Origin of the sequence: Streptomyces sp. NPDC005302 (assembly GCF_040607345.1) — a bacterium.
GTDB lineage: Bacteria > Actinomycetota > Actinomycetes > Streptomycetales > Streptomycetaceae > Streptomyces.
On record NZ_JBEXGN010000004.1, the window covers coordinates 353,763 to 367,896 of the forward strand.

A 14,134-nucleotide genomic window follows, 5' to 3' on the forward strand; every position below is an offset into this window, starting at 1 on the left:
AACTCCGTTCCCATCGCCGACCTGCTGCCATTGTCTCCCCGTGCACGCGACGGCGGGCACCCGCCCTGTGGGGGTGCCCGCGGTCGCGTACGCCGTGATCAGTCCTGTCCGGCCTGTGCGGGGGTGGCCGTCACCAACTCGGCCTCCTCCTTGCCGGTTTGCTGCGCCGGCGGGCGGCCCGGGAGGAACAGGGCGACGACCACCGCGCCGATGACCGCGACACCCGCACCGCACAGGGCGGTCACGTGCATGGCGTGCAGGAAGGCGTCGTTCGCCGGGGTGACGAGGGCCTTGCCCTGCGGTCCGAGCTTGGCGGCGACGCCGAGGGTGGCCTCGATGGACTCGCCCGCGGTGTGCCGCAGCGGCGCCGGGACGAGGGAGAGCTTGTCCTCGATGCCGTTGCGGTAGGCCGTGGAGAGGACCGAGCCGAGGACGGCGATGCCGAGGGCGCCGCCGACCTGGCGGAAGGTGTTGCTGAGCGCGGACGCGGAGCCCGCCTTCTCACGGGGGAGCGCCTGCATGATGACGACGCTGGTGGGGGTCATGATGTGCGCCATGCCGGTGCCCATCAGGAAGAAGATGACCTCCAGGATCCAGATCGGCGTGTCGGCCTCCAGCGTGGCGAACGCGGCGAGCATCGCGGCGATGATCACGAGGCCGGCGGTGCAGGTGGCGCGGTTGCCGAAGCGGTCGACGACCAGCCGGGCGCGGGGCGCGAAGATGATCTGGGCGGCGGCCAGCGGGAGCATCAGCAGGCCGGTCTGCAGGGGCGAGTAGCCCCGCACGCTCTGGGTGTAGAAGACCGAGAAGAAGGTCACGCCCATGAGCGCGAAGAAGACCAGCGCGATGGCGGAGATGGCCGCCGAGAAGACCTTGTTCTGGAAGTACGAGACGTCGATCGACGGGTGGTCGCTGCGCTTCTCGAAGATGACGAAGCCGATGAGGACCACGAGGCCGGCGCCGATGGTCGCGAGGACCTGCGGGTCGGTGAAGTCGGCGAGCTGGCCGCCCTTGATGATGCCGTAGACGAGCAGGACGAGGCCGACGACCGAGAGCACGACGCCGACCGGGTCGAGGCGTCCGGGGTTCGGGTCGCGGGAGTCGGGGACCAGCCAGACCATCAGGCCGATCGCGAGGATCACGATCGGCACGTTGATCAGGAAGACCGAGCCCCACCAGAAGTGGTCGAGCAGGACGCCGCCGGTGATCGGGCCGATCGCGATGGCGAGGCCGACACCGCCGGCCCAGATGCCGATGGCCTTGGGCTGCTCGTCGCGCTCGAAGACGTTCATCAGGACGGCGAGGGTCGCGGGCATGACGAAGGCGGCGCCGAAGCCCATGACCGCGCGGAACACGATCAGCTGGACCGGCGAGCCGGACTCGGCGGCGAGCGCGGATCCGATGCCGAACACGGCGAGACCGGCGAGCAGGACCTTCTTGCGCCCGAGCCGGTCGCCGAGGAGGCCCGCGGTGAACAGCAGTCCGGCGAAGACGAGCGTGTAGGCGTTGATGGCCCACTCCAGCTCGCCCTGGGTGGCGCCGAGACCGGTGGGCGCGGGGGTCGAGATCGTCTTGATCGCGACGTTCAGGATCGAGTTGTCCAGAACCACGATCAGCAGGCTGAGCATCAGCACGCCGAGGATCGCCCAGCGGCGCCGGTGCACCGCCTCGGGCACACGCCGTTCGGACGGAGGAGCGGAAGTTGTCATGCCGACCACCCTAGGGGATATTCGATACGGCACCGTCTCGTATCGGAAAGGCTTTACACAGAACTTACGAACAGCTCCGTCCGGGACCCCCGGGTGACCGGGTTCCGGACGGGGCCGCGGTCACCCGGATAGCGGTAGTGGCGAGGCAGACACCGGGGGCGGCGGGCCCGGTCTAGCCGCGCGTGGCACGAGATGCCACCATGGAGGTGATCCGGGGACGCCGTCAGGGTGCCTCGAGATGACAGAAGGAGCCGTTGCGATGACGCAGCTTTCGGCTGCCCAGAAGCAGCCTGCGGAAGGTGCCCTCAAGGCCACCGACAGCAGCAAGGCGCTGTACGGAGGAAAGAGCACCCGCCGTATCACGGTGCGCGACATCACCGCCGCCAAGGAACGCGGCGAGAAGTGGCCCATGCTGACGGCCTACGACGCGATGACCGCGTCCGTCTTCGACGAGGCCGGCATCCCGGTCATGCTCGTCGGCGACTCGGCCGGCAACTGCCACCTGGGGTACGAGACCACCGTCCCCGTCACCATGGACGAGATGACCATGCTGTCCGCCGCGGTCGTCCGGGGCACCAGCCGTGCCCTGATCGTCGGCGACCTGCCCTTCGGCTCCTACCAGGAGGGCCCGGTGCAGGCGCTGCGCTCGGCGACCCGGCTGGTCAAGGAGGCCGGGGTCGGCGCGGTCAAGCTGGAGGGCGGCGAGCGCTCACACCGCCAGATCGAGCTGCTGGTCGAGTCCGGCATCCCGGTGATGGCGCACATCGGCCTCACCCCGCAGTCCGTGAACTCCATGGGCTACCGCGTGCAGGGCCGGGGCGAGGAAGCCGCTCAGCAGCTGCTGCGCGACGCCAAGGCCGTCCAGGACGCGGGCGCCTTCGCCGTCGTCCTCGAACTGGTCCCGGCGGAGCTGGCGGCCGAGGTCACGCGCACGCTGCAGATCCCGACGGTCGGTATCGGCGCGGGCGCGGAGACCGACGCGCAGGTCCTGGTGTGGACCGACATGCTCGGTCTGACCGGCGGCAAGGTGCCGAAGTTCGTCAAGAAGTACGCCGACCTGCGCCAGGTCATGGGCGACGCGGCCCGTTCGTTCGCCGAGGACGTGGTCGGCGGGACGTTCCCGCTGGACGAGCACTCCGTCCACTGACCCACCGAAGCCCTCCGGGGCTGCTGAGCCACTGCGGCACCAAGGCAACCCGCCGATCTTCCCCCGTCGGCGGGTTGTCGCCTTTCCGGGTTCCCCGCCCTGTCGGACGAGTGTCGGCGACCTATCGGTGGCGGTCGGGGAGCTGTAGGCATCCTGTCGGTCGTTTGTCGGTGGCGCCTGACACCTTATGGACATGACGCGAATCGACAACACGCCCCGACAAGCTGCGACCGGCCGCAGCGCCGTCACCGTACGGGGTCTGGTCAAGCACTACGGCGCGACCAAGGCGCTGGACGGTGTCGACCTGGACGTACGCGAGGGAACGGTCCTCGGCGTACTGGGCCCCAACGGCGCCGGCAAGACCACCCTCGTCCGCTGCCTGTCCACGCTGGTCACCCCCGACGCCGGGCAGGCCACGGTCGCCGGGTACGACGTGCTGAAGCAGCCCCGGCAGCTGCGCCGGGTGATAGGCCTGACCGGCCAGTACGCCTCGGTCGACGAGAAGCTCCCCGGCTGGGAGAACCTCTACATGATCGGGCGGCTGCTCGACCTGCCGCGCAAGGACGCCCGCAGGCGGGCCGACGAGCTCCTGGAGCGCTTCTCCCTCACCGACGCCGCCAAGCGCCCGGCGTCCACGTACTCCGGCGGTATGCGCCGCCGGCTCGACCTGGCCGCCTCGATGATCGGCAGCCCGGCCGTGCTGTACCTGGACGAGCCGACGACCGGCCTCGACCCGCGCACCCGCAACGAGGTGTGGCAGGAGGTCAAGCGCATGGTCGCCGACGGCGTCACCGTGCTGCTCACCACCCAGTACATGGAGGAGGCCGAGCAGTTGGCCTCCGAGCTGACGGTCATCGACCGCGGCAAGGTCATCGCGAACGGCCGGGTCGACGAGCTGAAGGCCCGCGTCGGCGGCCGCACACTGCGGATCCGCCCGCTGGACCCGCTGCAACTGCGCCCGCTGGCCGCCATGTTCGACGAGATGGGGCTCACCGGCCTCGCCACGACGACCGTGGACAGCGAGACCGGCAGCGTGCTGGTGCCGATCCTCAGCGACGAGCAGCTCACCGCCGTCGTCGGCGCGGTCACCGCGCGCGGCATCACCATCGCCGCCATCTCCACCGAACTGCCCAGTCTGGACGAGGTGTTCCTGTCCCTCACCGGCCACAAGGCCAGTGCTCCGCAGGACGAGACCCCCGCCCGCGCCTACGAGGAGGTCTCCGCGTGAGTACCGCCGTTCTCGAAGCCCCCCTCGCCGCCGAGGGCGACTCCCGCATCTCGCCCCGCGCGCACGCCCGCCACATCGGCGCCCTGGTCCGCCGCAACCTGCTGTGGATCCGCCAGGACCCCGAGTCGATGTTCGACGCCGTGCTGATGCCGGTCGTCTTCACCCTGCTCTTCGTGTACGTCTTCGGCGGCTCCATCGGCCAGTCGCTGGGCGGCGGACAGCAGCAGTACGTGCAGTACGTCGTGCCCGGTCTGCTCGCCATGATGGGCATGAACATCGCCACAGCTGTCGGCACCGGCTTCAACCAGGACTTCCACACCGGCGTCATGGACCGCTTCAGGACCCTGCCGATCGGACAGGGGTCCGTGCTCTTCGCCAAGATCGTGGTGGAGCTGATGCGGATGCTCGTCGCCACGACGGTCCTCCTGATCGTGGGCGTGCTCGTCGGCTTCGACATCGAGAGCTGGACGGGCCTGTTCGCCGCGGTCGGACTCGCGACGCTGTTCGGCTCCGCCCTGATGTGGATCTTCCTGGTCCTCGGCGTGACGATGAAGAACGCCCAGTCCGTCCAGGCCATGGGCTTCCTGGTCCTGATGCCGCTCCAGTTCGGTTCGTCGATCTTCTCGCCGACCGGGACCATGCCGGGCTGGCTGCAGAACTTCACCGACTACAACCCGCTGTCCGCACTCGCGGACAGCGCCCGCGGCCTGATGGTCGGAGGCCCGGTCGCCCACGACCTGTGGGTGACGCTGGCCTGGACCGCCGGACTCACGGTGGTGATGGCGCCGATCGCGATCCACAAGTTCCGCACCAAGAGCTGATGTTCGCTGCGGGCCACGGCCACCGGAACCATGGCCCGCCGGTTCGCGTCCGCGTCTCAGATGAGGGCGGCGGCCTCCTTCGCGGAGAGGCCGCCGCCCTCCGCGTACGCGGCCTCGAAGTCCCCGTCGTCCAGCAGCGCGCGCACCCGTGTCTCGGCCCGTGCGCGCACCTCCTCCTCCATCGGACCCGCGAAGTGGCCCTGCGGCAGCAGCCCGTCGGCGGCGCCGAGGAGCCGCGCCGCGTCGCGGACGCGCCGGCCGCCGTCCAGACCGCCGAGCGCTATGGCCGCGGTGGTCAGGTGCGCGGAGATCATGTGCGGCGCGATCATCTGCGCGAGCGGGTCCATGGACTGCGCCACGGCACGGCGGGCCTTCTCCAGAGCGCCCTCGTCGTTCCCCTCGATCGTGTCGAGCCAGGCCTCCAGGCCCACCACGAACCCGTCGAAGACCATGAAGGTGCTGGCCCCGAACTGCTCACGCAGCAGCTGCAGTTGCTCGCGCGCCTCGGCGACGCGGTCGCTGCGGCCGAGCCAGGTCGTGAGGAAGAGGCGGGCGGCGGGCATGGCCTCGTTGTGGCCGCCGCCCCGGTCCTCCAGCACGTCGCGCAGCATCCGCTCGCCACGCTCGGCGTCCCCCAGCTCGATGTGCATGCTGCCGAGCCTGACGGTCAGGACCGCCTTCTGCGCGCGGGCGCCGAGCTGTTCGGCGTACCGGGCGGCCTCCGCGTAGTCCGCCGCGGCGGCGGCGTAGTCACCGGTGCGTTCGTGGGCCTCACCGCGGGCGGAGAGCGACTCGGCGGCACCCCAGGCGTCGCCGATCCGGACGAAGATCTCCAGGGCGTCGTCGGCGTCCGCGGTGGCGTCGCCGGCCAGATCGGCGCGGTTGGCCAGGATGTTGGCCCGCATCTGGAGGGCGGCGGCCAGCTCCCACTCGTAGCCCAGTTCGCGGCAGGTGCGCACCGACGCGTCGATGACCGCCGTGACCTGGTCCAGGGTGCCGGTGAGGAGCACCGCGTAGAACCAGAGGTTGCCGGGGCTGCGGCAGGTCTGCGGCGTCCCCGGCTCGTAGGACCCGGCGATCGTGCGGAGCTTCTCCTGGGCCTCTGGGGTCTGCCAGGCGTCCATGTCCATGTCCATGTAGGCGAGATGGAACAGGTGGACCCCGCGCCGGGCCTCGTCGAGGATCTCCGCGCGCATCGGCGGCGGCGCGTCCGTGGACCGCTCGTACAGCGGGGCGACCAGGGTGGCGGGCGGCAGGAAGGGGTCGGGGCCGAGCTCCATCACCTCACGGGACCAGGCCCGGGCGTCGACGCGCTGGTCGCGGATCTGCCAGTACCAGCCCAGCGAGAGGACCATGCACAGGGCCTCCTGCTCGTCCCGTCCGGCGACCGCCCGCCGCAGGGCGGTGCGCAGGTTCTCGTACTCCCGCTCGATGAGCTCGATGGCGGCCCGCTGCTCGGGGCCGCGCAGCAACGGGTCGGTGGTGCGCGCGAGTTCGCGGTAGTACGTGAGGTGGGCACGCTCGGTCGCCTCGCGGCCACCGGACTCGTCCAGGCGTTCCGCCGCGTACTCGGCGACGGTCTCCAGGAGCCGGTAGCGCATCCCGCCGTCGCCCGAAGGGGCGGCGACGACCAGGGACTTGTCGACGAGGGAGCCGAGGACGTCCAGTGCGGCCGGACCGCAGACGGCCTCGGCCCCGGCCAGGTCGCAGCCGCCGGCGAAGACGGACAGCCGCCGCACGGCGTCCCGTTCGGTCTCGTCGAGCAGGTCCCAGGACCAGTCGACGACGGCGCGCAGCGTCTGCTGACGGGGCAGTACGGTGCGGCTGCCCGAGGTGAGCAGGCGGAACCGGTCGTCGAGCCGGTCGGCGATCTGCCGCGGGCTGAGCATCCGCAGCCGGGCGGCGGCGAGTTCGATGGCGAGCGGGAGGCCGTCGAGGCGGCGGCAGATCTCCGCGGCCGCCTCCGGATCGTCCTCGACGCGGAAGCCGGCGCGGGCCGCGGCGCCCCGGTCGGCTAGCAGCCGCAGCGCGACGGGCTCCGGCAGCGGTTCCACGGGGCGCACCAACTCCCCCGGTACGCCCAGGGGTTCACGGCTGGTGGCCAGCACGGTCAGTCCGGGACAGCGCTCCAGGAGTGCCTCGGCGAGGTGCGCGGCGGCGTCCACGACGTGCTCGCAGTTGTCGAGGACGATCAGCAGGCGGCGCCTGCCGCAGTGTTCGGCGAGACGGGTGAGCGGGTCGTCGTGCCGGTCGGCCACGGCCCGCATCTCCTCGGCGCCGGCGCCGCGCAGCACGGTCTCGCGGGCGCCGACGGCGGTCAGGACGGCCTCGGGCACGGCCTTCGGGTCGTCGACGGGGGCGAGTTCGGCCAGCCACACGCCGTCCGGCAGTGCGGGCGCCATGGCTTCGGCGACCTCCTGCGAGAGCCGCGTCTTGCCGGCTCCGCCGGGCCCGAGCAACGTCACGAGCCGGGCGCCCGCGAGGTCGCCGCGGATGGCATCGATGTCCGACTCGCGGCCGACGAAGGAGGTGAGCCGGGCCCGCAGGTTGCCGGGCGGCAGCGCCGCGAGGGGGATCGGGCCGTTCGCGCCCGGCTCACGGACGGCCCCGTCCGTGCCCGGTCCCGCGCCGTTCCGCGAGACCGCGGTGGCCCCCGGGCCGGTGGTGCCCGGGCCGGTGGTGCCCGGGCCCGGGGCGGCCGTCGTGGCGCTGCCCGGGGGGAGCGGGGGGAAGGGGAGGAACCCGGCGGCCGGGCCCGGCCGCCCGTCCGCCGTGGCCCGCGTGTCCGTGGTGCCGCGCGCCGGGCCGGTGGCGTGAGCGTCCCGGGCGTCACCGGGTGCCGCCGGGTCCACGGTGGCCGACCGGGTCCGTCCCCGGGCTCCGGCAGGCCCGGGAGCCGTGTCCCAGGCCAGGAGTTCGGCGTGCAGGGCGCGCAGTTCCGGGCCCGGGTCCGAGCCCAGCCGGTCGGCGAGGAGCGCGCGGACGGACTCGTAGGCGGCGAGGGCGGCGGCGGGCCGGCCGGCGTCCCGCAGGGCGCGCAGCCGCAGGACGTGCAGCGGCTCGTCGAGCGGATGCAGATCGCACAGCGCGCTCAGTTCGGGCAGCACCTGCTCGGCCTGGCCGAGCGCGAGGGCCGCGGCCAGGCGGGCCCGGTGGACGTCGATCCGCCGGGTCTCCCAGCGGGCGGACTCGGCGGTGCGGTCCGGGAGGTCGGCGAGGGCCGGTCCGTGCCACAGGGCGAGGGCGTCGTCCAGGACGGCGGCGGCCTTGGCGGGGTCGCCGTCGGCGAGGGCGCGGGTGCCCTCCCCCGCGAGCCGCTCGAAGCGGTTCAGGTCGATGTCGTCGGCCGCGGCGGCCAGCCGGTAGCCGCCGTCCACCGACTCGACCACGCCGGCTCCGAGGGCCCGGCGCAGCCGCCCCACCAGTGCCTGGAGCGCGCCGGAGGCGTCCGCGGGCGGATCGCCGTCCCACACCTCGTCGACCAGCACGGCCGCGGAGACGGTCCGTCCGGGCCGCAGCGCGAGGACGGTCAGCAGGGCACGCAGCCGCGCCCCGCCGACCGGGACGGCCGTGCCGTCGGGGCGGAGTGCCTGGGTGGTTCCGAGGATGCGGTAGCGCACGGGGTCCATTGTCTCCGGTGACGTGGGGTGCGGGGTCGGGGCCGTCGAGTTCGGCACGGAAGGTTCGGCACGGAAGGTTCGGCAGGGGCGGTTCGGCACCGGCGGGTTCGACGCGGGCCGCCCCGGTCGTGCCGCTCCGTTCCTGTCCGGGCCGCCGGACACGCTCCGCCGCCCGGGCCGCTTCGGCCCTCCGTCCCCCGTCCGCGCTGCCCGGCCGCGCGGGCGGAGCGGCTGTTCCGTCCTGCCCAGGCCGGTGACGCGGGCGCGGGCGTCCGCCCCCACCCTCCCCGGAACCAATGCCCGATGGCGAGACGTTTTCCGCGTGAGCCCGGTACGGTCGGGCAGGCCCGAGCACACGTGCCATCAGTCCAGCCAGTACAGGGAGCCCCATGACCACCGCCGCGACCCGCCACAGCGACCGGAGGATCAGCCCCGTCTTCGTCGGGATCGTGGCCGTCATGGCGGTGACCGCCTGGGCGACCTGGACGGGGTTCGCCGAGCAGCCGGGCCTGGCCGTGTTCCTGTTCGTGACGGCCGCCTGGATCGTCTCCCTGTGCCTGCACGAGTACGCGCACGCGCGCACCGCCCTGCACAGCGGCGACATCTCGATCGGCGCCAAGGGCTATCTGACGCTGAACCCGCTGAAGTACACGCACGCGTTGCTCAGCATCGTCCTGCCGGTGATCTTCGTGATCATGGGCGGGATCGGCCTGCCCGGCGGCGCGGTCTTCATCGAACGGAACCGCATCCAGGGCCGCTGGAAGCACAGCCTGATCTCCGCGGCCGGTCCGCTGACGAACGTGCTGTTCGCCGTCGTGTGCACGTCGCCGTTCTGGCTCGGCGCCCTGGACGGCGTCCCGGACGCCTTCCGCTACGCGCTGGCGTTCCTCGCGCTGCTCCAGGTGACGGCCGCGATCCTGAACTTCCTGCCGGTCCCCGGCCTCGACGGCTACGGCGTGATCGAGCCCTGGCTGTCGTACGGCGTCAGGCGCCAGGTCGAGCCCTTCGCGCCGTTCGGTCTGCTCGCGGTGTTCGCCGTGCTGTGGATCCCGTCGGTGAACACCGCGTTCTTCGACGCGATCTACTCGATCCTGGGCGGCCTCGGCATCGACGACGTGCAGCGCTACTGCGGCCAGGACCTCTACCGGTTCTGGGACGGCGTCGACGACTTCTGCACCGTCAGCCGCTGACCGGACCGGACTCCTCACGCACCCGGCCGCGGCGCGCGTAGTACCAGGTCATGTTCGAGGACAGGCCCGCGAGCAGCACCCAGACGATGCCCAGCAAGCTGCCCTGGACGAACGAGACGACGGCCGCGGCCACGGAGAGGACACAGACGGCGAGGGCGTAGAGAGCGAGGCGGGGCATGGGGTCGGCTCCTGTCGGGGGGACACTGCTTGTCACCAGTGTCCCCCACCCGCCCCGGGCGACCCGCCTCGCACCGTCCGCGCCCCCGTCCGCGTCCCGGTACGGATCCGCGCCCTTCTAGACGTCCGTGACCCGCAGGCCCGCGTGGGCCTTGTAGCGCCGGTTCACCGAGATCAGGTTGGCGACCAGGGACTCGACCTGGTGGGCGTTGCGCAGCCGGCCCGCGAAGACGCCGCGCATGCCGGGGATGCGGCCGGCGAGCGCCTGGACGATCTCGACGTCGGCCCGCTCCTCGCCGAGGACCATCACGTCGGTGTCGATCTGCTCGATCTCCGGGTCCGCGAGCAGCACGGCCGAGAGGTGGTGGAAGGCCGCGGTGACGCGGGAGTCGGGCAGCAGGGCGGCGGCCTGTTCGGCGGCGCTGCCCTCCTCCGGCTTCAGCGCGTAGGCGCCCTTCTTGTCGAAGCCGAGCGGGTTGACGCAGTCGACGACGAGCTTCCCGGACAGCTCCTCGCGCAGCGCGGCGAGGGTGTCGCCGTGGCCCTCCCACGGCACGGCGACGATCACGATGTCGCTGCGGCGGGCGGTCTCGGCGTTGTCGGCCCCCTCGACGCCGTTGCCGAGCTCGTCGGCGGCGGTGCGGGCGCGGTCCGCGGCGCGCGAGCCGATGATCACCTTCTGTCCCGCGCGGGCGAGCCGGTAGGCGAGGCCCTTGCCCTGCGGACCGGTGCCGCCGAGCACACCGACGACGAGCCCGGACACGTCGGGCAGATCCCAGGGGTCCTTGGCGGGGGCCTTCTGCGCACTGTCAGTAGAGGTCATGGGCCGACCTTACGTGCGCGGACGGCGGCCTCGCGTGTCAGGTGGCGGTGCGCCCCGGGTGAGCGCGGTCACCCGAGCGCGTTCACCGGGACGCGCCGGAAGGTGATCGTCTCGTAGGCCCCGAAGTCGCCCGTCTCGTAGAGGAGTCCGACGGTCGCGGCGTCCACGCGGACGAGGTCGGAGTAGGCGGCGGGCAGGCCGTCCACCGTGTGCGCGGTGCGCCAGGTGGTGCCGCCGTCGGTGGAGGCGCGGAGGGTCATCAGGGCGCGGAACTCCGGGTCGGCGGGCCCGGAGTAGAGCAGCAGGTCGGGGTCGCGGAGCTGGAGCAGGCTGCCCTCGACGACGGGCGTGACGAGACCGGCCTGCGGGCGGAACGGCTTCTCCAGGGTGCGGCCGCCGTCCCGGGAGTACGCGTCGGCGCGGTTGCCCGGCGACGGGGAGTCGTTGCGGGTGTTGAAGTACAGCCTCCCGTCGGGGAGTTCGGCGGCCGTGGTCTCGTTCACGTTCACGTAGCCGTTGGTGTTCTCGTCGAGGTAGCCGAGGTACCAGGTCGCGCCGCGGTCGTCGCTGAGCAGGCAGTGGCCGCTGTTGTACTTCGCCTCGGTGCCGTTGTCCGTTCCGGTGGGCGGCAGCGTGTGGTTGCCGGGGACGACCACCCGGCCGGAGCCGAGCTGGAGGGCGTGCCCGGGGGTGGTGGCGTACCAGCGCCAGCCGGCCTTCTTCACCTGCGCGGTGATCTCCTTGGGCCCGGACCAGGTGAGTCCGTCGTCGTCGCTGTGCTGCACCCACACCCGCCGCCCGTCGGCGGCCTTCACCTTGCCGCGCAGCAGGGCGTCCTCGGTGGCGGTGGCGGCGGCGCGGACGTGGACGAGCAGGACGCGGCCGGTGTCGAGGACGACGGGCGCGGGGTTGCCGGCGAGGTTGACGCCGTTGCGCGCGACGGCCTGCGGCGGGCCCCACGTGCGGCCGCCGTCCACGGACCGTTTGAGGACGATGTCGATGTGGCCGTGGTCGCTCGCGGAGCCGACCCGGCCCTCGCAGAACGCCAGCAGCGTGCCCGCGCCCGTCACGACGACGGCGGGGATCCGGTAGCTCGCGTAGCCCTCCCGGCCGCCCCGGAAGGGAACGCTCGCCGCCGGGTCCGCGGCGGCGGGCGGCCCGTCGGCGCCGGGCAGCGGCCCCGGCTCGGTGCCCGGATCGGTGCCCGTCCCGGTGTCGGGCCCGGTGGTGCTCGGATCTGTCATGGTCGGGCTCCTTCGCCGTGGCCGGTGGGGTCGGTGGTGCGGGCATGTCCCCATGTCGGGCGAATTCGGGGTGAACTCCGGGTCACGAAGCGCCGGTTGCGCGAGGATGCGGTCATGGACGCCGTACGGGTCGCATTGCTGCGTGAGGTGCTTGCCGGGACCGAGTGGCTGGGGGCCACCCGCCGGTTCGGGGGGACGCTGCGCGGGTCCGTGGTGTCGCACGGCGGCGGACTGCTGCTGGTCGGATCGGAGGGGTACGAGCCCTGGCATCTCGCGGCCCATCTCGTCGACGAGGCGGCCTGGTCGGGGACGCCGGAGCTGGCGCCGACGCTGGTGCGGCACGGGGCGCGGGAGTCCGATCCCGCGCACCTGGCGGTGGGGCTCGGACGGATCGAGGCCGCGCGACGCGGGGAGACGCTGCTGGTGGTGGCGCCGGACGCGCCCGGGGCCCCGCTGCTGGAACGCGTGCACGACGCCCGCCGGGCCGGGGCGACGGTCCTCGCCCTGTCGGCCGGGTGCGGCGAGCTGCCCGCGCTGGCCCACGAGTCGCTCGCCGTGCCGCCCGACCCCGAGCTCGACCTCGACACCGTGCAGCACCTGGTCAGCGCGGCGGCCGGGGAGAACGCCCTGCCGTCGCCCCGGGGCCGCCGCCGCTTCCGCGACCGGCTGTCCCACCTGGCCGACCAGTTGACGGCGCCCCCGTCCTACCGCTGGTAGCCGACGCGCCGCCGGCACCGGTCGTACGGCCGCCGGGCGACGCGCCGCCGGTGGCCGTCACCCGGCGGTCACCGCTGTCAGCTGGGGAAAAGGATTTGCTCAACTCCTCCTTTCCGCCGAGCATGGCCCGTCGTGAGTGATGACACCCCCGCCTCCCGTCTGCGCGCCCTGCTGCCCGACCTCGCGCCCTGGCGGACCTCCGCCGACTTCCGGCGGCTGTGGGTGGCGGGTCTGGTCACCGGCTTCGGCAGCTTCCTGACGTTCGTCGCGCTGCCCGTGCAGATGAAGGAACTCACCGGCTCCACGGCCGCCGTCGGCGCGATCGGCGCAGCCGAGCTGATCCCGCTGATCGTCTTCGGGCTGTACGGCGGTGCCCTCGCCGACGCCCTGGACAAGCGCAAGCTGATCGTCAGCACGGAGGCGGGCCAGGGGGTGCTCAGCGCCGCCCTGCTCCTCAACGCGGCGCTGCCGCACCCCGCGGTGTGGCCCCTCTACGTGATCGCCGCGCTCTCCGCGGCCCTCAGCGCCGTACAGCGCCCGGCGATGGACGCCCTCACCCCGCGGATCGTCGCCCACGAACACCTGACGGCCGCCGCCGCGCTCAACTCGCTGCGCTGGACGGTGGGCGGCGTGGCGGGACCCGCGCTCGCGGGCGTCGTCGTGGCGTACGCCGGGCTGGGCTGGGCCTACGCCGTCGACCTGGTGACCTTCGCCGTGTCGGTGGTCATGATCGCCCGGATCGCCGCGTCCCCCGCCTCCCACGCGGCGGCGAAGCCGTCCCTGCGGTCCATCGCGGAGGGCGCCCGGTACGCGTGGAGCCGCAAGGAACTCCTCGGCACGTACGCGATCGACCTCGCGGCGATGTTCTTCGCGATGCCGCTCGCGGTGCTGCCGTTCCTCGCGGACGACCTGGACGCCGCCTGGTCGCTGGGCCTGATGTACGCGGCCCTGCCGGCGGGCGCCCTGGTCGTCAGTCTGACCAGCGGGTGGACCTCGCGGATCCACCGGCACGGCCGGATGGTGGCGCTGGCGGCTGTCTGCTGGGGCCTCGCGATGATCGGCGCGGGCCTGGTGCACAACGTCTGGCTGGTGCTGTTCTTCCTCGCCCTCGCGGGGAGCTGCGACATGGTCAGCGGGATCTTCCGGGCCGCCATCTGGAACCAGACCATCCCGGACGAGCTGCGCGGACGCCTCGCCGGGATCGAGCTGCTGTCGTACTCGGTCGGCCCCCAGCTGGGGCAGGTGCGTTCCGGCGGGATGGCCGCGTGGACGACGGTGCGGACGTCGGTGTGGGCCGGTGGCGCGCTGTGTGTCGCGGCGGTGGGACTGCTGGCCGTGGGCCTGCCCAAGCTGATGCGCTACGACGAGCGCACGAACGAGCACGCGTGCCGGATGCGGGAGTCCCGCGCCGCCCAGGCGGAGAAGCTGCCGCAGCAGCCGCCGGTGGCCGCTTCCTGA

General features: G+C 72.9%; 11 protein-coding genes. 6 read left to right on the forward strand and 5 right to left on the reverse strand.

Translation table 11 applies throughout. The annotated features are described in order from the left end of the window. Nucleotides 1-98: 98 nt before the first annotated feature. Nucleotides 99-1,709: an MFS transporter gene (locus ABZT74_RS08280; protein ID WP_356165929.1), complete on the reverse strand. Its 1,611-nt coding sequence runs from the start codon at nucleotides 1,707-1,709 to the stop codon at nucleotides 99-101. Nucleotides 1,710-1,968: 259 nt separating this feature from the next. Here ABZT74_RS08280 and panB point away from each other — a divergent pair, with 259 nt between their 5' ends. The 3 genes from panB (at nucleotide 1,969) to ABZT74_RS08295 (ending at nucleotide 4,905) form a co-directional block, all read left to right on the forward strand. After that, nucleotides 1,969-2,856, forward strand: a complete 888-nt coding sequence (gene panB / locus ABZT74_RS08285) for a 3-methyl-2-oxobutanoate hydroxymethyltransferase (protein ID WP_355870320.1) — start codon at nucleotides 1,969-1,971, stop codon at nucleotides 2,854-2,856. A gap of 193 nt (nucleotides 2,857-3,049) precedes the next feature. After that, a complete protein-coding gene (locus ABZT74_RS08290; protein ID WP_356165932.1) occupies nucleotides 3,050-4,084 on the forward strand; it encodes an ATP-binding cassette domain-containing protein in 1,035 nt (344 codons plus the stop codon). Further along, nucleotides 4,081-4,905 carry an ABC transporter permease gene (locus ABZT74_RS08295; RefSeq protein ID WP_355870314.1) on the forward strand — a complete coding sequence of 275 codons (825 nt, stop codon included), beginning with the start codon at nucleotides 4,081-4,083 and terminating at the stop codon, nucleotides 4,903-4,905. Before ABZT74_RS08290 ends, ABZT74_RS08295 begins: the two co-directional genes overlap by 4 nt. Nucleotides 4,906-4,961: 56 nt before the next feature. Here the strand turns inward: ABZT74_RS08295 and ABZT74_RS08300 are convergent, their stop codons facing one another. Further along, nucleotides 4,962-8,534, reverse strand: a complete 3,573-nt coding sequence (locus tag ABZT74_RS08300) for a BTAD domain-containing putative transcriptional regulator (protein WP_356433774.1) — start codon at nucleotides 8,532-8,534, stop codon at nucleotides 4,962-4,964. Nucleotides 8,535-8,914: 380 nt separating this feature from the next. On the opposite strand from ABZT74_RS08300, the gene ABZT74_RS08305 reads away from it, so the two are divergent. After that, nucleotides 8,915-9,715, forward strand: coding sequence for a site-2 protease family protein (locus ABZT74_RS08305; RefSeq protein ID WP_355870308.1), 801 nt, complete (start codon nucleotides 8,915-8,917; stop codon nucleotides 9,713-9,715). Here the strand turns inward: ABZT74_RS08305 and ABZT74_RS08310 are convergent. The 3 genes from ABZT74_RS08310 to ABZT74_RS08320 all read right to left on the reverse strand — a co-directional run bounded on the left by ABZT74_RS08310 (nucleotide 9,705) and on the right by ABZT74_RS08320 (nucleotide 11,959). After that, nucleotides 9,705-9,893, reverse strand: coding sequence for a hypothetical protein (locus ABZT74_RS08310; protein WP_355870305.1), 189 nt, complete (start codon nucleotides 9,891-9,893; stop codon nucleotides 9,705-9,707). The two genes, ABZT74_RS08305 and ABZT74_RS08310, sit on opposite strands and share 11 nt — an antisense overlap. 117 nt (nucleotides 9,894-10,010) lie before the next feature. Continuing rightward, nucleotides 10,011-10,715, reverse strand: a complete 705-nt coding sequence (gene npdG / locus ABZT74_RS08315; RefSeq protein WP_355870303.1) for an NADPH-dependent F420 reductase — start codon at nucleotides 10,713-10,715, stop codon at nucleotides 10,011-10,013. Nucleotides 10,716-10,783: 68 nt separating this feature from the next. After that, nucleotides 10,784-11,959, reverse strand: a complete 1,176-nt coding sequence (locus tag ABZT74_RS08320; protein ID WP_356433775.1) for a sialidase family protein — start codon at nucleotides 11,957-11,959, stop codon at nucleotides 10,784-10,786. Between the two features lie 114 nt (nucleotides 11,960-12,073). Between ABZT74_RS08320 and ABZT74_RS08325 the strand changes: the two genes are divergently transcribed. Both ABZT74_RS08325 and ABZT74_RS08330 read left to right on the forward strand, forming a co-directional pair. Next, nucleotides 12,074-12,676: a hypothetical protein gene (locus tag ABZT74_RS08325; protein ID WP_355870297.1), complete on the forward strand. Its 603-nt coding sequence runs from the start codon at nucleotides 12,074-12,076 to the stop codon at nucleotides 12,674-12,676. 132 nt (nucleotides 12,677-12,808) lie between these two features. After that, a complete protein-coding gene (locus tag ABZT74_RS08330) occupies nucleotides 12,809-14,134 on the forward strand; it encodes an MFS transporter (RefSeq protein WP_356433776.1) in 1,326 nt (441 codons plus the stop codon).

What these genes read in the sequence shown, in the direction of transcription:
- ABZT74_RS08280 (WP_356165929.1), bottom strand. Translation starts at nt 1,709, where the DNA reads ATGACAACTTCCGCTCCTCCGTCCGAACGGCGTGTGCCCGAGGCGGTG.
- panB (WP_355870320.1), top strand. Translation starts at nt 1,969, where the DNA reads ATGACGCAGCTTTCGGCTGCCCAGAAGCAGCCTGCGGAAGGTGCCCTC.
- ABZT74_RS08290 (WP_356165932.1), top strand. Translation starts at nt 3,050, where the DNA reads ATGACGCGAATCGACAACACGCCCCGACAAGCTGCGACCGGCCGCAGC.
- ABZT74_RS08300 (WP_356433774.1), bottom strand. Translation starts at nt 8,534, where the DNA reads ATGGACCCCGTGCGCTACCGCATCCTCGGAACCACCCAGGCACTCCGC.
- ABZT74_RS08305 (WP_355870308.1), top strand. Translation starts at nt 8,915, where the DNA reads ATGACCACCGCCGCGACCCGCCACAGCGACCGGAGGATCAGCCCCGTC.
- ABZT74_RS08310 (WP_355870305.1), bottom strand. Translation starts at nt 9,893, where the DNA reads ATGCCCCGCCTCGCTCTCTACGCCCTCGCCGTCTGTGTCCTCTCCGTG.
- npdG (WP_355870303.1), bottom strand. Translation starts at nt 10,715, where the DNA reads ATGACCTCTACTGACAGTGCGCAGAAGGCCCCCGCCAAGGACCCCTGG.
- ABZT74_RS08320 (WP_356433775.1), bottom strand. Translation starts at nt 11,959, where the DNA reads ATGACAGATCCGAGCACCACCGGGCCCGACACCGGGACGGGCACCGAT.
- ABZT74_RS08325 (WP_355870297.1), top strand. Translation starts at nt 12,074, where the DNA reads ATGGACGCCGTACGGGTCGCATTGCTGCGTGAGGTGCTTGCCGGGACC.